The organism is Arthrobacter nitrophenolicus, assembly GCF_000332815.1.
Lineage (GTDB): Bacteria > Actinomycetota > Actinomycetes > Actinomycetales > Micrococcaceae > Arthrobacter > Arthrobacter nitrophenolicus.
The window spans coordinates 82,271-107,716 of sequence record NZ_AOFD01000001.1 but is presented as its reverse complement, the minus strand read 5'-3'; the positions used below and the strand labels follow the sequence as shown (position 1 = coordinate 107,716).

16 protein-coding genes and 4 pseudogenes are annotated in these 25,446 nt (G+C 68.3%); 14 read left to right on the top strand and 6 right to left on the bottom strand.

The genetic code is table 11. The features are described from left to right. Nucleotides 1-237 precede the first annotated feature (237 nt). The 4 genes and pseudogenes from G205_RS00460 (at nt 238) to G205_RS00445 (ending at nt 5,945) form a co-directional block, all read left to right on the top strand. Nucleotides 238-1,706: pseudogene (locus tag G205_RS00460) on the top strand (MFS transporter). Between the two features lies 1 nt (nt 1,707). Next, nucleotides 1,708-3,931: pseudogene (locus tag G205_RS00455) on the top strand (molybdopterin oxidoreductase family protein). Further along, on the top strand, nt 3,928-5,490 hold the full coding sequence (locus G205_RS00450; protein WP_009356283.1) for an FAD-dependent oxidoreductase: 1,563 nt from the start codon (nt 3,928-3,930) through the stop codon (nt 5,488-5,490). Before G205_RS00455 ends, G205_RS00450 begins: the two are co-directional and overlap by 4 nt. 140 nt (nt 5,491-5,630) lie before the next feature. Then, nucleotides 5,631-5,945, top strand: a complete 315-nt coding sequence (locus G205_RS00445; RefSeq protein ID WP_009356282.1) for a hypothetical protein — start codon at nt 5,631-5,633, stop codon at nt 5,943-5,945. 49 nt (nt 5,946-5,994) lie between these two features. Here the strand turns inward: G205_RS00445 and G205_RS00440 are convergent, their stop codons facing one another. The 3 genes from G205_RS00440 to G205_RS00430 all read right to left on the bottom strand — a co-directional run bounded on the left by G205_RS00440 (nt 5,995) and on the right by G205_RS00430 (nt 7,998). Further along, on the bottom strand, nt 5,995-6,180 hold the full coding sequence (locus G205_RS00440) for a PspC domain-containing protein (RefSeq protein ID WP_133350128.1): 186 nt from the start codon (nt 6,178-6,180) through the stop codon (nt 5,995-5,997). A gap of 8 nt (nt 6,181-6,188) precedes the next feature. After that, nucleotides 6,189-6,446: a hypothetical protein gene (locus tag G205_RS00435; RefSeq protein WP_009356280.1), complete on the bottom strand. Its 258-nt coding sequence runs from the start codon at nt 6,444-6,446 to the stop codon at nt 6,189-6,191. A 136-nt stretch (nt 6,447-6,582) separates the two neighbouring features. Further along, nucleotides 6,583-7,998 carry an NAD(P)H-quinone dehydrogenase gene (locus G205_RS00430; RefSeq protein ID WP_009356279.1) on the bottom strand — a complete coding sequence of 472 codons (1,416 nt, stop codon included), beginning with the start codon at nt 7,996-7,998 and terminating at the stop codon, nt 6,583-6,585. A 103-nt stretch (nt 7,999-8,101) separates the two neighbouring features. Here G205_RS00430 and G205_RS00425 point away from each other — a divergent pair, with 103 nt between their 5' ends. Then, nucleotides 8,102-8,920, top strand: a complete 819-nt coding sequence (locus tag G205_RS00425) for a purine-nucleoside phosphorylase (RefSeq protein ID WP_009356278.1) — start codon at nt 8,102-8,104, stop codon at nt 8,918-8,920. 68 nt (nt 8,921-8,988) lie between these two features. Next, on the top strand, nt 8,989-10,740 hold the full coding sequence (locus tag G205_RS00420) for a phospho-sugar mutase (RefSeq protein ID WP_200859117.1): 1,752 nt from the start codon (nt 8,989-8,991) through the stop codon (nt 10,738-10,740). A 63-nt stretch (nt 10,741-10,803) separates the two neighbouring features. Here G205_RS00420 and nirD read toward each other — a convergent pair whose 3' ends face one another. Then, nucleotides 10,804-11,190, bottom strand: coding sequence for a nitrite reductase small subunit NirD (nirD, locus tag G205_RS00415; RefSeq protein WP_009356276.1), 387 nt, complete (start codon nt 11,188-11,190; stop codon nt 10,804-10,806). Between the two features lie 269 nt (nt 11,191-11,459). Between nirD and nirB the strand changes: the two genes are divergently transcribed. From nirB to G205_RS00385, 6 genes and pseudogenes are all read left to right on the top strand, one after another. Beyond that, on the top strand, nt 11,460-14,090 hold the full coding sequence (nirB, locus tag G205_RS00410; protein ID WP_009356275.1) for a nitrite reductase large subunit NirB: 2,631 nt from the start codon (nt 11,460-11,462) through the stop codon (nt 14,088-14,090). 2 nt (nt 14,091-14,092) lie between these two features. After that, nucleotides 14,093-15,124: pseudogene (gene cobA, locus G205_RS00405) on the top strand (uroporphyrinogen-III C-methyltransferase). A gap of 14 nt (nt 15,125-15,138) precedes the next feature. Continuing rightward, nucleotides 15,139-16,287, top strand: a complete 1,149-nt coding sequence (locus G205_RS00400; protein ID WP_009356274.1) for a uroporphyrinogen-III synthase — start codon at nt 15,139-15,141, stop codon at nt 16,285-16,287. A gap of 280 nt (nt 16,288-16,567) precedes the next feature. Beyond that, nucleotides 16,568-17,425, top strand: coding sequence for an FAD-dependent oxidoreductase (locus G205_RS00395; RefSeq protein WP_009356273.1), 858 nt, complete (start codon nt 16,568-16,570; stop codon nt 17,423-17,425). A gap of 116 nt (nt 17,426-17,541) precedes the next feature. Further along, nucleotides 17,542-18,258 carry a deoxyribose-phosphate aldolase gene (deoC, locus tag G205_RS00390; RefSeq protein ID WP_009356272.1) on the top strand — a complete coding sequence of 239 codons (717 nt, stop codon included), beginning with the start codon at nt 17,542-17,544 and terminating at the stop codon, nt 18,256-18,258. A 55-nt stretch (nt 18,259-18,313) separates the two neighbouring features. Next, the gene (locus tag G205_RS00385) at nt 18,314-18,574 is read left to right on the top strand and encodes a hypothetical protein (protein ID WP_009356271.1); all 261 of its coding nucleotides are present in this window, start codon (nt 18,314-18,316) and stop codon (nt 18,572-18,574) included. A 55-nt stretch (nt 18,575-18,629) separates the two neighbouring features. Here G205_RS00385 and G205_RS00380 read toward each other — a convergent pair whose 3' ends face one another. Together G205_RS00380 and mfd are read right to left on the bottom strand one after the other, a co-directional pair. Then, the gene (locus tag G205_RS00380) at nt 18,630-19,442 is read right to left on the bottom strand and encodes a metal-dependent hydrolase (RefSeq protein ID WP_009356270.1); all 813 of its coding nucleotides are present in this window, start codon (nt 19,440-19,442) and stop codon (nt 18,630-18,632) included. Between the two features lie 6 nt (nt 19,443-19,448). After that, nucleotides 19,449-23,137: pseudogene (gene mfd, locus G205_RS00375) on the bottom strand (transcription-repair coupling factor). 261 nt (nt 23,138-23,398) lie between these two features. On the opposite strand from mfd, the gene G205_RS00370 reads away from it, so the two are divergent. Then, entirely contained in the window at nt 23,399-24,904 is a 1,506-nt protein-coding gene (locus G205_RS00370) for an SDR family oxidoreductase (RefSeq protein WP_009356269.1), read from the top strand. Between the two features lie 44 nt (nt 24,905-24,948). Further along, a complete protein-coding gene (locus G205_RS00365) occupies nt 24,949-25,446 on the top strand; it encodes a DUF2505 domain-containing protein (RefSeq protein WP_009356268.1) in 498 nt (165 codons plus the stop codon).

The following is a 25,446-nucleotide window of genomic DNA, read 5'->3' as shown; positions in this document are numbered from 1 at the left end:
GCCCCCGGCTCGAAATAGTTAGAGTTCAATCTTAGTTCCCGCGGTCCAGTCAATGGACGAAAGGTCCACGATACGGACCCGTGTCGTCCGTCTCATTGGGTGGATCTCCGGGAAGTCCTAACGGTGGCCGCAACGGCCCGATAGGCAAATGTCACAACGCGTTAACATCCGGCGTCGGTCTGTGAAACGCGCCGTCCCTACCTTGGAAGGACAACATCCCCCCGAAGGAGGTAACCCGTGACTGTCGACCGCACCGCAGATGCCGGCACCGGCAATTCCCTGGACCTTGACGATGCACAAGGGCCAGCAGCCGCATCCGCCAGCGCACAGCCCGGCACTACCCGCACCACTGACGCCCCCGCCCTTGAATTCCGTCCCGGCCGCTGGATTGCCAACTGGGATGCCGAAAACAAGGAGCAGTGGGAAACCGCAGGCCGCTCCATCGCCCGCCGCAACCTGAACTGGTCCATCTTCGCCGAATTCCTCGGTTTTGTCGTCTGGCAGCTGTGGTCCATCGTGGTGGTCCAGCTCCCCGCCGCCGGATTCACCTTCTCCACGTCGGAAATCTTCTGGCTCATCTCGATGCCCAGCCTGGTTGGCGCCACGCTCCGCATCCCCTACACCTTCATGGTCCCCCGCTTCGGCGGCCGCAACTGGACCATCGTCTCGGCCCTGCTGCTCCTGATCCCCTCCATCGGCCTGGCCCTGTGTGTCTCCAATCCGGAAACGCCGTTCGGTGTCATGCTGCTGATCGCCGCCCTGGCCGGTTTCGGCGGCGGCAACTTCGCCAGCTCCATGGCGAACATCACCTTCTTCTACCCGGCCCGCGAAAAGGGCTGGGCGCTGGGACTGAACGCCGCGGGCGGAAACGTCGGTGCCGCCGTCGCGCAGCTCGCCGTTCCGATCGCCATCACCCTCCTGGCCGCGGGCACCGTCAACCTGCCCATTGCGGGCTGGATGTGGGTCCCGCTGATCCTGCTCGCCGCCTTCGGCGCCTGGAAGTACATGGACAACCTCACCAGTGCCAAGGGTGACGTGGCCGGCTCCGTCGCGGCGCTCAAGGAACCGCACCTGTGGATCATGGCGCTGCTGTACATCGGCACCTTCGGCTCCTTCATCGGCTTCGCCGGCGTGTTCCCCAAGCTCATCAAGGACTACTTCCCGGAGTTCTCCTCGATCGCCGTCGGTACCGTCGCCCTCTCGCTCGCGTTCCTCGGCCCCCTGGTGGGCTCCCTGGCCCGCCCCTACGGCGGACGCATGGCAGACCGCATGGGTGGAGCCCGGATGACCGTGACCGCCTTCGCCGCCATGGGCGTCATCACCCTGACCATGATCTGGACCCTGCCGCTGAAGAACTTCTGGCTCTTCCTGGTCCTCTTCCTGATGCTCTTCACCGCCAGCGGCTTCGGAAACGGCGCCACCTACCGCATGATCCCGGTCATCTTCGCCACTTCCAGCCGGGCAGCGAAATCCGGGGCAAGCTCGGTGGCCACCCAGCGCCTGGCCTCCTCGGCACTGGGCCTGATTTCCGCCATCGGCGCCTACGGCGGTTTCGTCATCCCGCAGGTGCTGAACGCATCGAACTCGGCCAGCGGCTCCTACACCCCGGCCTTCTACGGCTTCGTCGCGGCCTACGCCTGATGCTCGCCGTCTGCTGGTTCTGCTACATCCGCAACGCCAACCGAAATGCGATGGGACACGTCTAACATGACCAACAGCGCCGACACGCACTGCCCTTACTGCGCCCTGCAGTGCGCCATGACGCTCACGTCTCCAGCGGAACTGGCCCCGGCTCCCCAGCCGGGGCCAGTCCCCGTGCCGCTCCTGCCCACCCTGCACTCCTCCGCCCCGGCAGCCGCGGCACCTGCCGCCCTTGAGGTCAGCGGACGCGATTTCCCCACCAACCGGGGAGGCCTGTGCCGCAAGGGCTGGACCTCCGCAACCCTCCTGAACCACCCGGGCCGGATCACCGAGCCCCTCCTCAAAGGTCCCGACGGCGTGCACCGGCCCATCAGCTGGGACCACGCCCTGGACCTGGCCGCCTCCGCCGTCCGGGACGCGCGCGCACGCTACGGTGCCGACGCCGTCGGCGTGTTCGGCGGCGGCGGGCTCACCAACGAAAAGGCCTACATGCTGGGCAAATTTGCCCGGCTGGCCCTGCGCACCTCGCGCATCGACTACAACGGCCGCTTCTGCATGTCCTCCGCGGCGGCCGCCGGAATGCGCGCCTTCGGCGTGGACCGCGGGCTGCCCTTCCCGCTGGAGGCCCTGGACACCGCCAGCACCATCCTCATGCTCGGTTCCAACGTGGCCGAAACCATGCCGCCCTTCGTCCAGCACCTCAAGGGAGCGCGCGACGCCGGCGGGCTGATTGTGGTGGATCCGCGCCGCTCCGCCACGGCCGCCTTCACGGCCGACGGCGGGGGCCTCCACCTCCAGCCCCTGCCGGGCACCGACCTCACCCTCCTGCTGGGCATCTCCCACGTGGTCATCCACGAAGGCCTGGTGGACACGGCCTTCGTCGAGGAACGCACTGCGGGCTACAGCGCCGTGGTCCGCAGCGTCAACTCCTTCTGGCCCGAACGCGTCCAGTCCCTCACCGGCGTCCCCGCCGACCTCATCCGGGAAACCGCCCGCAGGCTTGCCGCCGGCGCCCGCCAGGGCGGCAGCTACATCCTCACCGGCCGCGGCGTGGAACAGCACACGGACGGTACCGACACCGCCACCGCGGCCATCAACCTCAGCCTCCTGCTGGGCCTGCCCGGGTCCGCACGCAGCGGCTATGGCACGCTCACCGGCCAGGGGAACGGCCAGGGCGGCCGCGAGCACGGCCAGAAGGCCGACCAGCTGCCCGGCTACCGCAAGATCACCGACCCCGCCGCCCGCGCCCACATGGCCCGCGTCTGGGGTGTTCCGGAGGAAACCATTCCCGGTCCCGGCCTGCCCGCGGTCCAGCTGCTGAAGTCGCTGGGACAGCCCGACGGCGTCCGGTGCCTGTTCATCCATGCCTCCAACGTGGTGGTGGCCTCCCCTGACGCGAACGCTGTGACCGCCGGCCTGCGGAGCCTGGACTTCCTGGTGGTCTGCGATTTCTTCATGTCGGAGACCGCCGCAGAGGCCGATCTCATCCTCCGGTGCTCCAGTGGGCCGAGGAGGAAGGCACCCTCACGAACCTCGAAGGACGGGTCCTTCGCCGCCGCCGGGCCCTGGCCCCGCCCGCCGGTGCCCGCAGCGAACTGTGGATCATGGCGCGGCTCGCGGAGCGGCTGGACGCCCCGTCCACATACAGCGAGGACCCCGAAACCGTCTTCGAGGAACTGCGCCTCGCCTCCGCCGGTGGCCTGGCCGACTACTCAGGCATCGATTACGCGATGCTGGACCGCGGGGAAGCCGCCTACTGGCCCTACCCTGCCGGCAGCACGGGCACGCCCCGGCTGTTCCGGGACCGCTTCGCCCACCCGGACGGCAAAGCGTGATGACCGCCGTGGTCCCCCGCCGCCGTCGTACGCCTGCCGCCAGCCCTGACCCGGCAGCGAAAACCATGACCCTCATCACCGGCCGGCTCCTGGAGCACTACCAGTCGGGTGCGCAGACACGCCGTGTCACCGAACTGCTGGCATCCCAGCCCGAGGCGATGGTCCAGGTCCACCCCGCGGCCGCCGAGGCCATGGGCATCATGGCCGGCTCTTTGGTGTCCGTGGCGAACGAGCGCGGCGAGGTGGTGTGCAAGGCCGAGCTCAGCACCGACATCCGGCCGGACACTGTCTTCCTGCCGTTCCACTTCCCCGGCCTGGGCAGCGCAAACCGGCTGACAGAGGCCGCCACGGACCCGACATCCGGAATGCCTGAGTTCAAATTCAACAAGGTTTGGGTGCGGGCCGTGGCTGCACCCCTGTCCAGCAAAATGCTTCAAACGACGGAGGCCTCATGAGCGAGCAGGTTGTCATTGTTGGATTCGGCCCGGTGGCTGCCCGGCTGGTTGACGAACTCCTCCCCGCCGTACGTGCCGGACACGCGGGACTGACCGTGGTGGGCGAGGAAGCTGAAGCCGCCTACAACCGCGTCCTGGTGGCGGACCTCGGAGTTGGCCGCACCACGGCCGACGCCCTCGCCCTCTCCGACGCCGCCGCCCTGGTGGCCGAGGGCGTTGACGTCCGCCTGGGCGTCCGGGTCCGGCGCGTGGACCGCGCCCGGCAGCAGGTCCTCCTGTCCGGTGGCGACTCCGTCCACTATGACCGGCTGGTGTTCGCCACCGGTTCGCGTCCGGTCATCCCCAACCTGACGGGCGTCAACCCGGACCCCACCTCCCCGGTCCTGCCGGCAGGCGTGACGGCCCTGCGCGACCTTCGCGACGCCGACGTGCTCCGGCGGGCGGTGGACGGCGGCAAGCGCGTGGTGGTCCTGGGCGGCGGTGTCCTGGGCCTGGAAACAGCCCTCGCCGCGGCCGAGGAAGGCGCCACAGTGACGGTGGTCCACAACGGCCCGCACCCGCTGGGACGCAACATCGACCGCGGCGGCGGCGCCGTGCTGGCTGCAGGGCTGCGCCGCTGCGGCGTCCGGATGGCCGGAAACGCGCGATCCACCGGTGTTGAACACAACGCGCCCGACGGCGGTTTCTCGGCGTTGCTGCTCGATGACGGTTCGGCGATCGACGGCGACCTCCTGGTCATCTCATGCGGCGTCCGTCCCCGCACCGAACTGGCCGAAGGCTGCGGGCTGTCCACCGCTGCAGGCATCCTCGTGGACCACCGGCTCCGCGCCCACCATGAGCCGCACATCTTCGCCATCGGCGACTGCGCGGAGGTGCGCTGCCCGGACCCGGACTGCTCGGCCTGCCGCAACGCCAAGGGTCCGTCCGGCCTGGTGGGTCCCGGCTGGCGCCAGGCCGAATGGCTGGCGGAGTACCTGACCCTGCTCGCCTCCGGCGCCCTCGACGACGCAGAGGTCCTCCCGGAACTGCCGGCGGAACAGGCCGGCGTGATTGTTTTGAAGGCCCGCGGCCTGAACATGGCCGTGGCCGGCGACAACAGCGCCGATCCCTGGGATGACGAAGCCTTGAACGCTGGCGCCGTGAACGGGCGTCCCCGGCTCCAGGTGGCCCAGTGGGCGGATCCGGAACACGGCCGCTACGTGAAGATGACCACCCGGGGCGGTGTCCTGGAAGGGCTGGTGGCGGTGGGCATGCCCCGGACCGCCGCCGAACTCGTGGGACTGTTTGAGCGTTCGGCCGAACTGCCGGCGGACCGGTCGCTGCTGCTGCGCCTGGACGGCCCGGACCAGTTGCCCGGAGCCGGAACGGCCGATCCTGCAGGCACCGTCTGCCGGTGCGCGGGTGTCAGCGGCACTGCCATCCAGGACGCCGTCACGGAGGGCTGCTCCACCGTGGCTGAAGTCTCCAAGGCAACCCGCGCCGGAACCGGCTGCGGCGGCTGCCACGAGGACATCAAGGGGCTGATCGAAAAACATTTTCAGGCGGTCTCAGCCGCCTGAGTAAGGTACACCGCCGCGGTGCCAGGCTGCGGGTTTCCACACGGATTTGCTGATCTCATTCCACCGGCTGTCGCCGCTGGATAGAGTCCCCGCACGGGCCCGTCCCGGTTTCGCGGAACTCCTACAGAATGAGGTAAGCAATGCACAAGAAATCCTTGCTTGGGGCTGCCGTCTGCACGCTGGCCCTCGTCGGATCAGTTGCCGCTCCTGCCACTGCCGCGGGGCAGTCCGAGAGGGGCCCCGAACACGCCAACTCCATCTGTTCGTTCTCGGGGCTCAACGACGACCCCAACGAGGAGTACCCCTTCGGGGGCCGCGTGCAGTCCTACGGCCAGCTCATTAAGCTTCCCGAGTTCGATCCCGCTTTCGCCAAGTCCATAGGTGAACACCCAGGCATGGCGTGCAACGGCCATCTGATGCCGTACCCGGAAGCATTCCACCCGCCGGCACCATGAACGCAAAATGGGTTGGCCCCTTTTAGGGGCCAACCCATTGCTTTGTTTGCTATGCCGGCGCCTTCGGGATAATGATCCACAGCGCGATGTAGACCAGTTCGCCGATCCCCACCAGGCCGAAGATCACGAACGCCAACCGCACCAGGAACTTCGGAAGGCCGAACCGGGCCGAGAGCGCTGCGCAGACGCCGCCGATCATCTTGCCGCGGCGGGGCCGTTCAAGAGCCATTGCCATCGTTCCGCCTACCCCTCGGCCCGGGCTTCGGCGGCGGAGAATTCGCCGCCGGCCACTGCTTCCGCGTACTGGGTGAGGTCCGGTCCCGGCTGGAAGTCCACGAACTGCGGCTTCAGCTTCTCGTACAGGAACTTGTACACCTCATCCTTGCCGGCGTCGGAAAGGGACGATGCTGCTTCACGGACCGCTTCCTGCAGCGCCCTGTCGGCGTCCAGCAGGATTTTCTCGCGTGCCTGCCCGTTCCATTTGACGTCCTGCAGTTCCATGGGATTCTCCTCGCGTCGTCGGCTGATGCAGGGACGGCCGGAAATTCGTTAGGGAATTCCCGGCCGGTCCTTGAAGGAGTCTATGCAGGCGGCAGCGGCAGGGTCCAGACCCCCGCCGCCTCCCGGTTACCTGGCGTTACAGGTGCACGTGCAGGCGCCGGGCCGCCTCGGAAATGGATCCGGTCAGCGACGGGTACACAGTGAAGGTGCTTGCCACATCGTCCACATGCAGTTTCTGCTTCACGGCGATGGAAATGGGGAAGATCAGCTCCGACGCGTTGGGGCCTACCACCACGCCGCCGATCACCGTGCCGGATCCCTTGCGGGCGAAGATTTTCACGAACCCGTCCCGGGCGTTGCGCATCTTGGCCCGGGCGTTGCTGCGCAGCGAAAGCTTCACCACGTCGCCCTGGTACTTGCCCGACTCGATCTCGGCTTCCGAAACGCCCACGTTGGCGATCTCGGGGGACGTGAAGATGTTGGAGGCCACCTGGTGCAGCTTCAGCGGAGTAACGACGTCACCCATGAAGTGCGCGACGGCGATCCGGCCCTGCATGGCTGCCACGGAGGCCAGCGGCAGGACACCCGTGCAGTCGCCGGCGGCGTAGATGTTCGGCGCACTGGTGCGGGAGACGCCGTCGACCTTGATGTGGCCGCTTTCGCTCAGGGCCACGCCCGCCTCTTCCAGCCCGATGCCGGCAGTGTTGGGAATGGAGCCCAGGCAGAGCAGGCAGTGGCTGCCCGTCACCTTGGAGCCGTCGCTGAGGGTGACCACCACGCCGTCCTCCGTGCGTTCCACGGATTCCGCGCGGGAACGCGACATAACCCGGACACCGCGGCGTTCGAACACTTCCTCCAGCACCACGGCGGCGTCCACATCGGAGCCGGGCAGCACGCGGTCGCGGCTGGAGACCAGCGTGACCTTGGAGCCAAGGCCGTTGTAGGCGGAGGCGAATTCCGCGCCGGTGACACCGGAGCCCACCACGATCAGGTCCTCGGGCAGCTCATCCAGGTTGTAGATCTGGGTCCAGTTCAGGATGCGTTCACCGTCCGGCCGGGCGGTGGGCAGCTCGCGCGGATGCGCGCCGACCGCCAGCAGGATAGTGTCCGCCTCCACGATCTCGGTGCCGTCCAGCGTGATGACCTCGATGGTGTGGTTGTCCAGCAGCCGGCCGGAACCGGTCAGGATGCGCACGCCCTGGCCCTCGAGGCCGTCGTGGATGTCCTTCGACTGGCTCCGGGCAAGGTTCAGCAGGCGGTCATTGATGTGCTTCAGGTCGGCCCGCATCACCGGAACGAAATCGCCGCCGTCGACGTCGAACTTCACGCCCAGTTCGCCTGCCTCGGCAACGCGCGTCATCAGGTCCGCGGTGGCGATCAGGGTCTTGGACGGCACAACGTCCGTCAGGACGGCGGAGCCGCCCAGGCCCGCACGCTCGATGATGGTGACCTGTGCTCCCAGCGAGGCGGCCACCATGGCGGCCTCGTATCCGCCCGGACCACCTCCCAGGATTGCGATGCGGGGTGAACTGAAATCTGGATGCGTAGTCACAATCAATCATTCTCGCCCATCACTGCCGCAGCACCAAGAATTCCATGCTCCGCCGCGGCCGCCTGTGGCGGGTGCAACAGGAGCGGCAGGATAACTTGTACTGGTGAGTACAACAGACTTCCTGAACACGGATCCGTTTGCCGCGGCCCGCGCCGCTGCCGATTACATCGCCGAAGAAACAGGGGTGGACCGCCACGACGTGGCGCTGGTGCTTGGCTCCGGCTGGGGCGCCGCCGCCGACCTGATCGGTGAAACCACCGCCACCCTGTCCGCTGAAGAAGTCCCCGGTTTCCACGCCCCCGCTGTTGAAGGGCATGTTGGCACCATCCGCTCCGTGCTCGCCAGGGACGGCAAGCGCGCGCTGGTCCTGGGCGCCAGGACCCACTACTACGAAGGCAAGGGGGTGCGGGCCGTTGTGCACGGGATCCGCACCGCGGCCGCCGCAGGCTGCCGCACGCTGGTCCTCACCAACGGCTGCGGCGGGCTCAACGAGGACTGGGCTCCGGGCACGCCGGTACTCATCAAAGATCACATAAACCTCACCGCGGCATCCCCGCTGGAGGGGGCCACCTTCGTGGACCTGACAGATCTCTATTCCTCCCGGGTCCGCACCCTTGCCCGTGAGGTGGACCCCACCCTTGACGAAGGGGTCTATGCCCAGTTCAGCGGGCCCCATTACGAGACGCCGGCGGAAGTGCAGTATGCCAAGCGGATTGGCGCTGATCTGGTCGGCATGTCGACGGCGCTGGAGGCCATCGCGGGGCGGCATGCGGGCATGGAGGTGTTCGGGATTTCCCTGGTCACCAACCTGGCCGCCGGCATCAGCCCGCAGCCGCTCAGCCACCAGGAGGTCATCGAATCGGGACAGGCAGCAGGCCCGCGGATCTCCAAACTCCTCGCCGATATCATCGCCAAACTCTGACAGCGGCGCCGCCCAACCGGGCTCCGCGTTGCGCGATGTAAGGGAACAATGACGATAGCGTTATGCCCATGACGTCTTCCGATGCCGATTTCCGCCTGCTCGACGAAGCCCGCGCCTGGGCCTCCCAAGACCCGGATCCCGCAACGTCGGCGTCCCTCCTTGAACTGGTCAGGCTGGTGGAAGAGGGCGATCCGGCCGCCCGGCAGGAACTCGAAGACAGCTTCCGCGGCACCCTCCAGTTCGGCACGGCCGGCCTGCGGGCCGCGCTTGGCCCCGGGCCGAACCGCATGAACCGCGTGGTGGTGCGGCGCGCCGCGGCGGGGCTGGCAGCGTTCCTGGTGGACGCGGTGGGCCAGACGTCCCCGGGAACCCGGCCGCGCGCCGTCGTCGGGTACGACGCCCGCTACAACTCGGACATCTTCGCGGCGGAGACCGCGGCCATCTTCACGGCTGCCGGAATCGAAACCTTCCTGATGCCATCGGCGCTGCCCACCCCCGTGCTGGCCTACGCCGTGCGGGCACTGGGGTGCGACGGCGGCGTGATGGTCACTGCCAGCCACAATCCCCCGCAGGACAACGGCTACAAGGTGTACCTGGGCCGGCACGCAGTCCCTGACAGCGGCAACGGCGCCCAGATCGTCACCCCTTACGACGCCGAGATCGCGGCCCGCATCAGCGCCGTGGGGCCCCTGGAATCAATCACGCTGGCACCGGAAGGCTGGACCGTCCTGGACGGCTCCATCGCCGGGGACTACCAGCGCGCCGCGGCCGCCCTCGCCCTTCGGGACCACTTCCCTGCCCGGGACCTGCGCATCGTGCTCACTCCCCTACACGGCGTGGGCGGCGGAACAGCACTGGCCGTGCTCCAGGCCGCGGGCTTCACCGACGTCACCCTGGTGGCAGAACAGGCAGAGCCGGACCCCGGATTTCCGACCGTCAGTTTCCCCAACCCGGAAGAACCCGGCGCGCTGGACCTCGCCCTCGAGACCGCAGCCCGGCTGGATGCCGACATTGTGATCGCCAACGACCCCGATGCGGACCGGGCCGCGGTGGCTGCAAAGGACCCGGATACCGGCGCATGGCGGATGCTGCGGGGTGACGAAGTGGGGGCTCTGCTGGGCGCCCATGTGGTGGCCCGGCTGGCCGCCACTGCCCCCGGCGGTGAGGCCCAGGGTGTGACCGGCGTTTTCGCCAATTCCATCGTGTCCTCGCGCCTGCTGGCCCGGATTGCCACCGCCGCCGGCTACGCGCATGAGGAAACACTCACCGGATTCAAGTGGATTTCCCGGGTACCCGGGCTGGTCTACGGTTACGAGGAAGCCCTCGGCTACTGCGTGGCACCGGACCTGGTGAAGGACAAGGACGGCATCTCCGCCGCGGTCCTCATCGCCGAGCTGGCGGCGGCAGCCAAGGCCGGAGGAAAAACCATCTTCGATACCCTCGATGAGCTGTACCTCAAGCACGGCCTGCACGCGAGCGACCAGCTCAGCATCAGGGTCGCCGACCTGGGGCTCCTGGACGCGATGATGAACCGCCTCCGGGTGTCACCCCCGGAATCCTTCGGGTCATCCGCCGTGGAAGTCTTCACCGACCTCTCCCAGGGCACGGACCAGCTGCCGCCCACGGACGGCCTCCTGTATGTCACGCGGGACCTGACCCGGGTGATCATCCGGCCCAGCGGAACTGAGCCCAAGCTCAAGTGCTACCTGGAAGTGATCCACCATGCTGCCTCCGCCGCCGAACTGCCCGCAGCCCGGCAGTCAGCCCGGGCATCACTGGATGCAGTACTCCGCGACGTCAGCGAGGCGCTGGGGCTCTAAACCGCGAAAGGGGCGCCCTGCCTGGGCGCCCCTCTTCCTGCGTGGTTCGAAATCCTGTGCTGGTTACAGCTCCACTTCGACGAAGCCGTCCACGATGCGGCTGCTGAAGGCGGCAAGCTTCAGGCCGGGGGTGCTGAAGCACTCGCCGGTTTCGAGGTCGTAGACCTCTTTGTGCAGGGGCGAGGCGATGGTGGGCCGGGCCCCCTTGGAGCCAAGGATCCCGCGGGCCATGACGTGCGCTCCGGTGGCCGGATCCTCGTGGGCCACCGCGAAGACTTCACCGGGCCCGGTACGGAAGAGCGCGATCTGGCGCCCGGCGACGAGGGCCGCTTCACCCCAGGAGGGTTCCAGGTCGTCCAGGTGGCAGACGCGGTGCCACCCGGCGGCAGCGGCCGCTCCGGCCTCGGCGGTTGCGGTGTCGAGCGCCCCAAGTTCCAGTGTTGCCGTCATGTCCGGCTCCTTTCCCTGTGCTTGTTGTCCGTGGGTTGCGGCAGCCTGTGCCGCCGGATTCCACGCTAGGCGCGGGGTGTTTCGTAGGGATGCAGCAAATGTGTCCGGCGCGTAAAAGACACCTAACCCGGCCGGAAATGAGTTCGTGATGCAGAAGTTAAGTTCGCGAAACAATTGGGAAACTGAGGCGAAACTGCCTCTACCTAGTCTGGATGGACACTCGTCAGAGAAGGCCGGAGCACCGCTGCGGCCCATGCGAAAGGCCCACAGTGACCGAACAGACTTCAAACACCGAGACAACGCGCCGCATTGTCGTCGCCGGCGGCGGCCCCGCGGCCCACCGTTTTGCGGACGCGATGCATGCCCGTGGCCTCGATGGCTGGCATGTCACGGTCCTCACCGAGGAAGCACACCTCCCCTACGACCGCGTTGCGCTGTCCAAGGCCCTCACCGATACCGGCGTGGACCTGACCCTGGGATCCGCTTCCATGTGGGACCACCCTTCGCTGGAGCTGAAGACCGGCGAGCGCGTTGTGAAGATCAACGCCGCCGCGAAGACCGTGGAGACTTCCACCGGCAACACCTACCCCTATGACGAACTGGTGGTGGCCACCGGCTCGAACGCCGCCCGCCTGCCCATCCCCGGCAACGAGCTCACCCACGTCTACCGCACGCTCGAAGACGTCTGGACCATTAATCAGAAGATTGCCGAACTCACCGAGAAGCTCGGCCGGAAGGTCAACGCCGTCACCATCGGTGGCGGCCTGCTGGGCCTCGAATCGGCCGCCGGCACGGAACAGCTTGGCGCCAACCCCATCGTCATTGACGGCTCCCAGTGGCTGATGGCCACCCAGCTGGACGAAGGCGCGGGCCAGGCGATGGGCCGGCTCATCAAGGCCAAGGGCTTCGAAGTCCACGGTGGCGTCTTCCCGTCCGAGGTGCTCTCCGACGACGACGGCCAGGTCACCGGCGTCCTCATGGCAGACGGCCGCATCATCGAAGCGGACATGGTCATCGTGGCCATCGGCGTCCGGCCCCGCGACGAACTCTTCCGCGCCGCCGAGGGCGAGGAACAGGTCTTCAGCCTGGGTCCCCGCGGCGGCGTGGTCATCAACGACTACTGCGAAACCGAAGTGCCCGGCATCTGGGCCATTGGCGAGGTGGCCAACTACGGCGGCATGTGCCTGGGCCTGGTGGCTCCCGCCAACACCATGGCGGAGATCGTGGCCGACCGCCTCCACGGCGGCGACGCCACGTTCCCCGGCTTCGACACCGCCACCAAGCTGAAGCTCTCCGGCGTGGACGTGGCAAGCTTCGGCGACGCCTTCGCCAAAACCGAGCACGCCCTCGAGATCGTCTACGCCGACCCGGCCCGCGGCGTCTACCAGAAGATCGTCACCACCGACGATGCCAAGACCCTGCTGGGCGGCATCTTCGTCGGCGACGCCTCGCCGTACATGAGCCTCCGCCCGCTCCTCGGCCGCGAACTTCCCGCCGAGCCCGGCGCGTTCCTCAGCGCCGCCGGCGGCGGCGACGCACCCGAGACCGAACTGCCCGACGACGCCACCCTGTGCTCCTGCAACAACGTCACCGCGGGAAGCATCCGCGACGCCATCAACGGCTGCGGCGCCTGCGAGGGCAACGCACCCGTCCAGGAACTCGGCGAGCTGAAGGGCTGCACCCGCGCCGGCACCCAGTGCGGCTCCTGCGTTCCGATGCTCAAGAAGCTGCTGGAAACCGAACTCACCAAGTCCGGCGTTGAGGTCTCCAAGGCCCTCTGCGAGCACATCGAGCTGTCCCGCCAGGAACTCTTCGACGCCATCCGCGTCCTGGAACTGACCTCCTTCGAAGAGATCATGGCCAAGTACGGCAAGGGCGCAGGCTGCGACATCTGCAAGCCCACCATCGCCAACATCCTTGCCAGCCAGAACAGCGCCTACGTGCTGGACGCCGGCCGCGGCACCCTCCAGGACACCAACGACCGCGCCCTGGCCAACATGCAGAAGGACGGCACCTACTCGGTGGTCCCGCGCATCGCCGGCGGTGAGATCACGCCCAAGAAGCTCGGCGTCATTGCCGCCGTGGCCGAGAAGTACAACCTGTACACCAAGATCACCGGCGGCCAGCGGATCGACATGTTCGGCGCCCGGCTGGAACAGCTCCCCGAAATCTGGAAGGAACTGGTGGATGCCGGCTTCGAATCCGGCCAGGCCTACGGCAAGAGCCTGCGCACGGTGAAGTCCTGCGTCGGTTCCACCTGGTGCCGGTTCGGCGTCCAGGATTCGGTGGCCATGGCCATCAAGCTGGAGCTGCGCTACCGCGGCCTGCGCAGCCCGCACAAGCTCAAGATGGGCGTTTCCGGCTGCGCCCGCGAATGCGCCGAGGCCCGCGGCAAGGACGTGGGCGTGATCGCCACGGCGGACGGCTGGAACCTGTACGTCGGCGGCAACGGCGGTGCAACCCCCGCGCACGCACAGCTGCTCGCCAAGGACCTCGATGACGAAACGCTGATCAAGTACATCGACCGCTACTTCATGTACTACATCCGCACCGCGGACCGCCTGCAGCGCACGGCTCGCTGGCAGGAAGAGCTCGACGGCGGCATCAAGCACGTCGAGGACGTGGTGGTCAAGGACACCCTGGGCATCGCCGAGGACCTCGAGGCGGCCATGGCCAAGCACGTGGACACCTACATCGACGAGTGGGCTGACACCCTCAAGGACCCCGAGCGCCTGCGCCGGTTCCGTTCCTTCGTCAACGCCCCCGACCAGAAGGACGACTCCATCACCTTCGTCCCGGACGAGCGCGGCCAGATGCGCCCCGCCACTCCGGAAGAGAAGGGCAAGGTCCTGATCGGGGCCTCCATCCCGGTACGCTCCGGCAACGAGAACGAGGTATAGCCATGCAGCTCAGCATCGACCTCACCGGACGCGACGTCCTGGTCACGGGCTCCGACACTGCCGCCCGGCAGGCGGTGCGCCGCTACGAAGCCGCAGGCGCCGTCGTGTATCGCCTGAGCACCCCGCAGCGCGGGCCATGACGGCCCGCTGCCCGAGCGGCCGTTCCTCGTGGCGGCGGTCGACGACGGCCAGCCCGGCTGGGACGCCTCCTGGACCGCTGCCGGATCACCGGGATTCCCGTGGCCGCCGAACCCGCTGCCGGCGCCGCCGGCCACGTCACCCTGGTGGGCGGCGGCCCCGGCACCACCGACCTCCTGACCGTCGCCGCGGTCAAGGCCCTGCGCGACGCTGATGTGGTCTTTTACGACCGCCTCGCTCCGTACCAGGAGCTGCCGTCCCTCACCTCCGCCGAACTGGTGGACGTGGGCAAGAAGCCGGGCCACCACAAGGTCAGCCAGTCTGACATCGAAAAGCTCATGGTGGAAAGCGCCCTCGCCGGCAACAACGTGGTCCGCCTCAAGGGCGGTGACCCTTACGTCTTCGGCCGCGGCGGCGAGGAAGTGGCCGCATGCGTGGCCGCCGGCGTCAAGGTCCACGTCGTGTCCGGTGTCACCAGCGCCATCTCCGTTCCGGCAGCTGCCGGCATCCCGGTCACGCACCGGGAAGTCAGCCACATGTTCACCGTGGTTTCCGGCCACGCGCCGCTCACTGAAAAGGAGCACCAGCACCTCGCCGGCCTGGGCGGCACCATCGTGGTGCTGATGGGCATCGGCACCCTCCACCAGCTGGCCGCCGGACTCCGCCGGGCAGGCATGCGCCCCGACATGCCGATGGCCGTCGTCGAACGCGGCTACCGACCGGGCCAGCGGACCACCATCGCAGACCTGGGCACCATCACCTCGGCCGCTTCCGGGTGCAGCAACCCGGCCGTGCTGGTCATCGGCGAGGTGGTTCGGGTGGCGGAGGCCAACCGCGGGCATGCTGAGGCCGCCGCCGACCTGGACAGGCTGGCGGCCTCGCTGCTGGGTTCATGAAAGGATTGACCCCCATGACTGCACTTGCACCGGCCGAAACACCGCAGGTCGAAGAAACACCCGATGCTGCAGAATCCCCGCTGGAGGGTTTCCGCATCGGCGTGACTTCGGACCGCAGGTCCCAGGACCTGATCGACGCCCTGGAACGCCGCGGCGCTGAAGTGCTGCACGCCCCTGCCCTGAAGATCGCCCCCGTCCAGGAGGACATGCGCCTCATCGAGGACACCCGGGCCATCATCGCCGCCAAGCCGGACCTGTGCATCGCCACCACCGCCTACGGCATGCGGCGCTGGTGCGAGGCCGCGGATTCCTTCGGCATCGGCGACGAGCTCCTGGAGACCCTGGGCGCCTGCCGGATGTTCGTGCGGGGACCAAAGGCCCGCGGCGCCGTGCGCGCGGCCGGACTCGCCGACGTCGGAATCAGCAGCGACGAGACCACCGCCACGCTGGTGGACATGCTGCTCAACGAAGGTGTCCGCGGCAAGACGGTGGCGGTGCAGCTGCACGGCTACACGGATGTCCGCCAGCTGGAGCGCCTGCGCATGTCCGGCGCCACCGTCCTGACCGTTACGCCCTACCGCTGGGTGAAGCCCGACGGCGAGGACAAGCTTCCGCGCCTCATCGAGGCCGCCTGCAGCGGGAACCTGGACGTCCTCACCTTCACCAGCGCCCCCGCCGTGGATGCGATGTGGAGCACGGCGCACGAGATGGGCGTCTACAAGCAGCTGATCGACAGCCTGAAGACGAACGTCACCACCGCGGTGGTGGGGCCCGTGACTGCGCAGCCACTGATTGACGCAGGGGTGACGCCCCTGGTCCCGGAACGCTTCCGCATGGGTGCCCTGATCCGGCTGGTCTGCGAGCACCTGGCGCTGAACCACGTCCGCCGCCTGGAAACCAGGTCCGGGAACATCGAGCTGCGGGGGCGGAGCCTGCGCATCGACGGCCAGCCCGTGGAACTGGCGCCTGCCCCGCTGCTGCTGCTGCGGGCGCTGCTGGGCGCGGGCGGCGCGGTCCTCTCGCGGGAGTCGCTCTCCGAGCTGCTGGAACTGCGGGGATCCGTCCACGCCCTGGACATGACCGTGAGCCGGCTGCGGTCCTCGCTGCCGGACGGACGCCTGGTGGAAACCGTGGTCAAGCGGGGCTACCGGATCCGCGTCTAACCCCTTCGAGTTTTGTCCAGATACGGCGACCTCAAGGCCCTTATGGTCGCCGTATCTGGACAAAAGTCTCGCCTTTGGTTGTGGGCGGGTCGGGCCGAATGTGTCCGGCACCGGTGGGATGAGAGCCGCGTCACCGGTTCTGTTACCGGCCGGTAAAAACTGGCGAACGGGCCCCTTCAAAGCAGCAATGGACGGGAAACACAACGGTAAAGGCGTCCCCCTACGCTGGGTTCCATCACGAACTTCCGGCCGTCCAGGCCGCCAGCGAAAGGGCCAGCACATGTCCGCTCCGGCACCCACCCCGTCCACCTCCGCCACCCGCATCGTCATCGCCGGTGCCGGCCCGGCCGCCCAGGCCCTCGTCAGCCAGCTGGACCGGGCAAGCTTCGCCGGGACCATCACGGTCCTCAGCAGCCGGGACGACACACCAGAGGAGCTGCTGGAGCTCGCCCTGCTCCCCCAGGTTTCGGTGCGGTTCGGCCAGCCCGCCAGCCACATCGACGCCGTGAACCGGACCGTAGCCACGGCCGACGGCCTGGAATTCTCCTACGACCACCTGGTGATCGCCACCGGATCAGCCCCCGTTGCCAACCCCGTGGAGGGTGCGGCGCAGTGCCTGAGCTACTCCACCATCGACGACGCCGCACGGATCGCCGAGGCCGTGGGGAGGGTGACCCGGGAGCTGGGCCGGCGTCCGCTGGGCATCCTGGTGGGCAACGGGACTGCCGCGGGCCAGGCTGAAGCCGTCCTGCGTGCCCGCGGCGTGCGCCCCATCCGCACCACCGCCCGCCCGGCCGCCGTCGTTCCCGGGCAATCCGTGTCCGGACTGGCGGCCTCCGCAGTTGTCTTCGAGGACGGCAGCAGCATGAGCGGGGACCTGGTGGTCCTGGCTGAAGAGCGCGTGGCCCGGGACGGCCTCGCCGCCAGCGCAGGACTGCGGACCGCTGCCAGCGGAGGAATCGTCATCAGCCAGGACTTCCGGACGTCCGTCCCCGGCATCTGGGCCATCGGGGACGCAGCAGCGTACGACGGCGTCCGGCTGGGCCTGCTCGTGGCGGCAGCTTCCGCCGCGGGAGCCTGCGCCACGCAGCTTCTGACCGCCGCCTCGGCCGGGCCGGTCCTGCAGGCGGCCGCCTGACAGGCCGCACTTTGCCGGTGTCCCGGCTGTGACAAGATGGTGCCGAACCGAGTTCCAGGACGTGACCGAGTTCCAGGACGTGCCAGGGCCCACAAGGCCCCCCGGAAAGGACCATCATGAGCAACGAAGCCACCCCTTCCGTTCAGCCAGCCGCCGCTGATGCCGGAAGCATTGCCAGCTACATCGACCACACGCTTTTGAAGCCCGAAGCCTCCGAGGCGGACGTCCTGAAGGTCTGCGCGGAGGCGGCCGAGTACGGCTTTAAGTCAGTGTGCGTCAACCCGATCTGGGTCAAGACGGTCAAGAATGCCCTCAAAGGCTCGGGCGTCCTCACCTGCTCGGTGGTCGGCTTCCCGCTGGGTGCCACGCCCACGGACGTCAAGACGTTCGAGGCGCGCGGCGCGGTGCTTGACGGCGCCGATGAGGTGGACATGGTCATCAACATCGCGGCCGCCCGCGCCGGGGACAAGGGCGCACTCACCGAGGACATCAGTGCCGTGGCGGAGGCGGTGCACGCCAGCGGCGCCATTCTCAAGGTGATCATTGAGACCGCAATGCTCACGGACGACCAGAAGGTCCTCGCCTGCCAGGCAGCCGTTGAAGCCGGCGCCGATTTCGTGAAGACGTCCACGGGCTTCAACGGCGGCGGCGCCACGGCCGGGGACATCGCCCTCATGCGCAGGACCGTCGGCCCGGACCTCGGTGTCAAGGCCTCCGGCGGCGTGCGCTCCCTGGCCGACGCGCAGGCTATGATTGCTGCTGGTGCAACACGTATTGGTGCCAGCTCCGGCATTGCCATCGTCAAGGGTGAACAGGGTTCAGCCGCCTACTGACTGCGGGCCGGACGCCGCCACAGATTGAGCCCTGCGGGGCCGAGGAGGAACGAAATTGTCCAGCAAGATTAACGCGTCCGGCCAGGACTCATCGGACCAGCGCACTGTCCGGACCCCGCAGAACGAGAACAAGCTCTCCGGAAGCATCGTGCTGTTCGTGAGCATCATGGCGCTGTTCTTCGGGGCGATCTACTCGCTGTCCTTCCTCACACTCGGCAACCCCTGGCCGATGGCCGCCTGCCTGGTGCTGTTCGCCCTGGCGTTCTGGATTCCGCAGACCATCTGGGGCCGCTCGGACTCCGCCGGCGAGCACTAGAAGCCCGTTTTACGAAAAGGACCCCCGGACGCTGTCCGGGGGTCCTTTTCGTGCGCTAGAACCAGAGCCTGGTCCAGGCCACGGCGGCGTCCGCCACCCGTGTCCACTGGCTCTGCGCAATGGACCAGCCGGCCACCGTCATGCCCACCATGGCGTACGCGCTCACCGGGATCAGCACCAGCCACTCGCGTTTGGAGCCGGCCCGTCCCAGCAGCGGCACCGACAGTGCCCCGTTGGGCCGCCACACCTGCCGGAGCAGCGGAACCCTGCGGAGCGGCTTCGGGGGCCGGACCACCAGCGGCCACAGCAGCGGCACTCCCCCGGTGGTGATGAGGTCGCCCACGATGTGCACCACCACGCCAATGAGCATGGACACGGGAAGCCACGTCCACTGTTCCGGGGCATACACCGTGACCAGTCCGGCCATGGCCAGCGCGAAGGCCCAGTTGGTCAGGAACCCGCTTTTGGGAAAAAGCTTCAGCGCCTTCGCAGCGATGTTGATCAGGAACATGCACAGCAGGCCGGCACCCACGGACAGGAGCCCCCACGGGGTCTCCAGCTGGAACCGGGACGCCAGCGCGGCGAGCAGGACGAAGACCCCCGCGCCAAGGATTGAATGCGTTCCCTGCCGGTGCCCGCCGCTGGCGTTCTCAATGCCCCGGGCAATCGCATTGGACAGCGGCGGCAGGGACTGGGCCACGGTGCTGGACCGGTGGTCCCAGTCGCAAACCAGGGCCGTTCCTGCGGTGGCCAGGCCGCCTATCAGGATGCCGGCGGAATCCAGCGGGTACCAGCCAAGTGTGTACGGCCCTGTGGAGGCAACAGCCACCCACGCCGCGGCTCCCGACGCGGCGTGGTGTCCTCCCATCATCCGTCAGGCCCCCGTCTGCGCGACGGTGACCGGCTGGTCGGAGAAGATGTTGCGGATGACGCCGTCGGCCCATTCCAGGATTTCCGCGTCCTGCAGGTCGCGGCCGCCGATCCGTGCGGTCTTGGGTTTGGGAATCAGCACCGCGTCCAGTGCCGGCTTGGCCTGCGATCCCGGGTACATCCGGTTCAGGCGCATGACCTTGGACTCCGGCAGCTGGGCGGGCGAGAACCTGATGAAGTTGCCCTGCAGCGCCACGTCGGACAGTCCTGCCTCGCGGGCGCCCACCCGGAACCGGGCCACGGCCACCAGGTTCTGCGCCGGCAGCGGCAGCTCACCGTAGCGGTCCACCAGCTCGGCGAGGACCTCGTCGATCGCCTCGTGGGTCTGCGCTGCCGCCAGCTTGCGGTAGGCCTCGAGGCGCAGCCGTTCGCCGGGAACGTAGTCGTGCGGAAGGTGGGCGTTGACAGGCAGCTCGATCTTCATCTCAGCCGCCTTCTCCTCGGCCTCGCCGCGGAAGTCGGCCACCGCTTCGCCCACCAGCCGGATGTAGAGGTCGAACCCGACACCCTGGATGTGGCCGGATTGTTCGCCGCCCAGCAGGTTGCCCGCACCGCGGATTTCCAGGTCCTTCATGGCCAGCTGCATGCCCGCGCCGAGCTCGTTGTGCGCCGCCACGGCCTTGAGGCGTTCCAGCGCCACCTCCCCCAGCGGCTTCTCGGACGGGTACAGGAAATAGGCATAGGCACGTTCCCGGCCGCGGCCCACGCGGCCGCGAAGCTGGTGGAGCTGGGACAGGCCGTACTTGTCCGCGCCGTCCACGATCAGGGTGTTCGCGTTGGAGATGTCCAGGCCGGTCTCGATGATGGTGGTGCACACCAGGACGTCGAAGCGCCGCTCCCAGAAGTCCACAATGATCTGCTCCAGGCGGCTCTCGGACATCTTGCCGTGCGCCACCTCCACCCGGGCTTCCGGAACCAGCTCGCGGATCTTCGCCGCAGTCCGTTCAATGGTGGACACCCGGTTGTGGACCAGGAACACCTGGCCTTCGCGCATCAGCTCCCGCCGGATCGCGGCGGAGGTCTGCTTGTCCGTGTACGGGCCCACGTAGGTCAGCACGGGGTGGCGCTCCTCCGGCGGGGTGGCCAGCGTGGAGGTCTCGCGGATTCCGGTGAGGGACATCTCCAGTGTCCGGGGAATCGGGGTGGCGCTCATGGCCAGCACGTCCACGTTGGTGCGCATCTTCTTCAGCGCTTCCTTGTGCTCGACGCCGAACCGCTGCTCCTCGTCCACGATCACCAGCCCCAGGTCCTTGAACTCGAAGTCCTTGGACAGCAACCGGTGCGTGCCGATCACCACGTCCACCGCGCCGTTCTTGACACCTTCCGCCGTCTCCTTGGCTTCCTTGGAACTCTGGAAGCGGGACAGCGGCTTCACGCGCAGCGGGAAGCCGGAGAACCGTTCGGTAAAGGTTTCGTAGTGCTGCTGGGCCAGGAGCGTGGTGGGCACCAGCACAGCCACCTGCTTGCCGTCCTGCACCGCCTTGAAGGCTGCGCGCACGGCGATCTCGGTCTTGCCGTAGCCCACGTCCCCGGACACCAGGCGGTCCATCGGGATCTCCCGCTCCATGTCCGCCTTGACCTCGTTGATGGTGGTCAGCTGGTCCGGCGTCTCCACGTACGGGAAGGCTTCCTCCAGTTCCCGCTGCCAGGGGGTGTCGGGGCCGAAGGCGTGGCCGCGCGAGGCCATCCGTGCCGAGTACAGCCGGATCAGCTCCCCGGCGATCTCCTTGACGGCCTTCCGGGCCTTGGACTTGGTGCTCGCCCAGTCCGCGCCGCCCATCTTGCTCAGGACCGGCGTGTCTCCGCCCACGTAGCGGGTCACCTGGTCCAGCTGGTCAGTTGGCACGAACAGGCGGTCCCCCGGCGCGCCCCGCTTGGACGGCGCGTACTCCAGGACCAGGTATTCGCGCACGCCGTCGGCACCGCCGGCCACCTTGCGCTGGATGAGCTCGACGAACCGGCCGATGCCGTGCTGTTCGTGGACCACATGGTCCCCCGCCACCAGCTGCAGGGGGTCGACGGCGTTGCGCCGCTTGGACGGCATCCGCCGCATGTCCTTGGTGGAGGCTGCGGAGGTCCGGCCCAGCAGGTCGGCTTCCGTGAGCAGCCCCAGCTTCAGGCCGTCCAGGACGAAACCGCGTCCGACGGCGGCGGTGGTCACCTCGATGATCCCCGGCTGGGGCTCGTGGTCCAGGCTGTCCACCCGGGCACAGGGGATATCGGCGTCGTGGAACAGTTCCGCGAGCCGCTGGGCGGGCCCCGGGCCTTCCGTGGCCACGACGATCCGCCACTGGTCGCGCACGTGCGAGCCGATGAAGTCCATCATCTCCGCGACGTCGCCCTGGTAGCCGCGGGGCTCCCGTGCGTGCAGGTTCAGGACGTCGATCTCCGGGAGCAGTTCCGCGTCCTGGGCCAGCGAGGTGATGGACCACCACGACACGCCGTGCTCCAGCGAGGACGCGCGGGTCTCGCCGAGCGAGCGGAAGCTGGCCGAGTGCAGCGCCGCCGACGCCTGGGAGCTGAGGTCCAAAGGCGCCGTCCCGCCGTCGGACGCTGTGGACCAGGCAGCCTCCAGGAATTCCTCGTTGGTCGCCGCGAGGTCGTGGGCGCGGGTGCGGACCTTCTCGGGCTCGATCACAACGGCGATGGAGTCGGCAGGAAGCTGGTCCACAAACGGGACCATGGCATCCACCAGCACCGGAGCCAGGGATTCCATGCCCTCCACGGCGATGCCGCCGGCGATCTTCTCAAGCATGTCTGCAGCGGCCGGGAGCTGTGACTTGAGCGTCGCGGCGCGGGACATCACCGACGGGGTGATGAGGATTTCCCGGCAGGGCGGCGCATGCAGCTCGGTGGATGGTGGATTCCGGGGGCTGACAGCGAGCGCTGGTCGGCCACGGCGAACCAGCGCATCTGGTCCACCTCATCGCCAAAGAACTCCACGCGGATGGGGTGGTCCTCGGTGGGCGGGAAAACGTCGATGATGCCGCCGCGGACGGCGAACTCGCCCCGGTGCGTCACCATGTCCACGCGGGCGTAGGCGGCATCGGCGAGGCTCCGCACCACATCCGTGAACGGGATGTCCTGGCCCACCTTCAACGTGACCGGCACCAGGTCACCCAGTCCGGCCACCACGGGCTGGACCACGGCCCGGACGGGTGCCACCACCACCCGGAGCCGGCCCGCCGCCGAAGTCTCCGGATGGGCCAGCCGGCGCAGGACGGCCAGCCGCCGTCCCACCGTGTCCGAACGCGGCGAGAGGCGCTCGTGCGGCAGCGTCTCCCAGCTGGGGAACTCGGCCACGGCATCCGCGGGCAGGTAGGCGCGCAGCGCCGCTGCAAGGTCCTCCGCTTCCCGGCCCGTGGCGGTGACGGCGAGTACTACGCCCGGCCCGCCGCCGTCGGACTCTGCTCCCCCGGCGGCTGCGAGGCCGTCGGCCATCTCGGCGAGCAGCACCGGACGCAGCCCGGCGGGTGCGCTGATCTGGTAGTCCTGGCCGCGGACGCTGAATCCCCTGGCTGCTTCCGCCCGGACGCGCGAGAAGGTCTGGTCCTCGGCGAGGACGCGCCGCAGGCCATCAAGCGACGGGCCTGCAGTTGATGTGCCGGCGGCGGACGGGCCGGGAAGGCTCATGGCGGAAGCTCCTGTGGTGTTCAAGGGGATCGCAGGCAACGCGAAAACCCGAAATTCGCTGCGAATCCCGGGTAACCTCCAGCCTACCGCGCACCGGCGACATTCCGGCCCCCGGCAGTCCCGGAAGCGGCCCCTGCGCTTAGGCTGGCAGGGGGGCCGCTGATTAACAGGGGCCGCTGATTCAGCAGGGCCACTGATTTACGGGCGCGGCCGTCCGGACAGGCTGCCGCTCCGAACCGCTGAGGACGAACAGGAGCCAGCATGACCGGAACCAATGCAGCGCAGATCCCCAAGACAGTCCTGGTGACGGGAGCCACCGGCTACATCGGCGGCCGGCTGGTGCCCCGACTCCTCGAGGCCGGCCACACCGTCAAGGTACTGGTCCGCTCCCCGGACAAGATTGCCGGCGTGCCGTGGCGGGACAAGGTGGAGGTGGTGGAAAGCAGCCTGGACGACGGCGACGCGCTGCGCAAGGCGCTGGACGGAGTCGAGGTCTTCTACTACCTGGTGCACTCCATGGCTGCCGGGGCGGGTTTCGAAGCCAAGGAGAAGGCAATGGCCGGCATCGCGGCCCTGGCGGCGGCCGATGCCGGGGTGGGCAGGATCGTGTACCTTGGCGGACTGCATCCGCAGGGTGTGGAACTGTCCACCCACATGCGGTCCAGGGAGGCAGTGGGCCAGGTGTTCCTTGACGGCCAGGTGGACGCCATCGTCTTCCAGGCCGGCGTGGTGATCGGCTCCGGTTCGGCGTCCTTCGAGATGATCCGGCACCTGTCCGAGACGCTGCCCCTGATGCCGGCGCCCAGCTGGGTCCGGAACCGCATCGAAGCGATCGCCGTGCGGGACGTTCTGTACTATCTGGTGGCCGCGGCATCCCTGGACGGGCCCATCAACCGGAGCTTTGATATCGGCTGCCGCCAGGTGCTCACGTACGCCGCGATGATGAAGGAATACGCCGCCGAGGCCGGCCTGCCCCACCGGGTGGTGCTGGCCCTGCCGGTCCCGGCCCCCAAGCTCGCGGGAATGTGGGTGGCGCTCACCACCCCCATCCCGCTGTCCATGGCGTTCCCCCTGGTCCAGTCCCTGCAGCACGACGCCGTGTCCAGCGAGCATGACATCGACCGGTACATCCCCCAGCCCGACGGCGGCTTGACCCCCTACCGGACCGCCGTCGCGCTGGCACTGGGCAAGGAACGGGACGGGCAGGTGGAAACCACCTGGGCCAATGCCGGCGTGGCGTCCGATCCCCTGCCAAGCGACCCCGACTGGTCCGGCCACACGGTCTACATCGACGAACGCACCTTCCACGGGGATGTGGACCCGGAACACGTGTGGACCATCATCGAGGGAATCGGCGGCCGGAACGGCTGGTACTCCCTGCCGCTTGCCTGGCAGGTGCGCGGCTGGCTGGACAAGCTCACCGGCGGGGCCGGGCTGCTGCGCGGGCGTCGGCACCCCAAGATGCTGGCCGCCGGGGAAGTGGTGGACTGGTGGCGGGTGGAACGGATCGAACGCGGCAGGCTGCTCCGGCTGCGGGCCGAGATGCGGGCACCCGGCCGGGCATGGCTGGAGCTGTCCGTGGAGCCCGACGGCTCCGGCAGCCTGTACCGCCAGCGGGCCATCTTCTTCCCCAAGGGCCTCAGTGGCCGGCTCTACTGGCTGGCGGTCCTGCCGTTCCACAGCCTGATCTTCCCGGCGATGGCCCGGAACATCACCGGGGCGGCACAAAAGCTCATCGATGCGGAGCGGCCGGCCGGGACCCCGTAGGATGTCTTGAGTTAAATCCGTTCCCCAATGTCCCAGGAGGACCCATGGCCCTGAGCGCAACCACTTCCCTTCCGCACTCCGTCGACAGCGTCGCAGCTGTCCTGGTGAACGAGGACTTCCAGCGCCACGTCAGCCAGCTGGTGGGCGGAAACCTGGAATCCTTCACCGTGGACGGTGACGTTGCCGGCGCCTTCAGCGCCACCTCGGTGCGCACCCTCCCCACCACCCGCCTGCCCGAGATTGCCCGCAAGTTCGTGGGCGAGCACCTGAAGGTGACCCAGGTGGAAAGCTGGAACGCCCCCGCGGCAGACGGTTCCCGCCAGAGCAACATTTCCCTGAAGATCGCCGGCGCACCCGTGGACGTCACCGCCGTCCAGCGCCTGGTGGCCGAGGCCAGCGGAACCCGCGTTGAGCTCGAGGGCGAGGTCAAGTCCTCCGTGCCGTTCCTGGGCGGCAAGATCGCCGACGCTGCCGAGCCCATGGTGGCCAAGGCGCTGAACCTGCAGGCGCAGCAGGCGCAGGCCTGGCTGGAAAGCCACTGA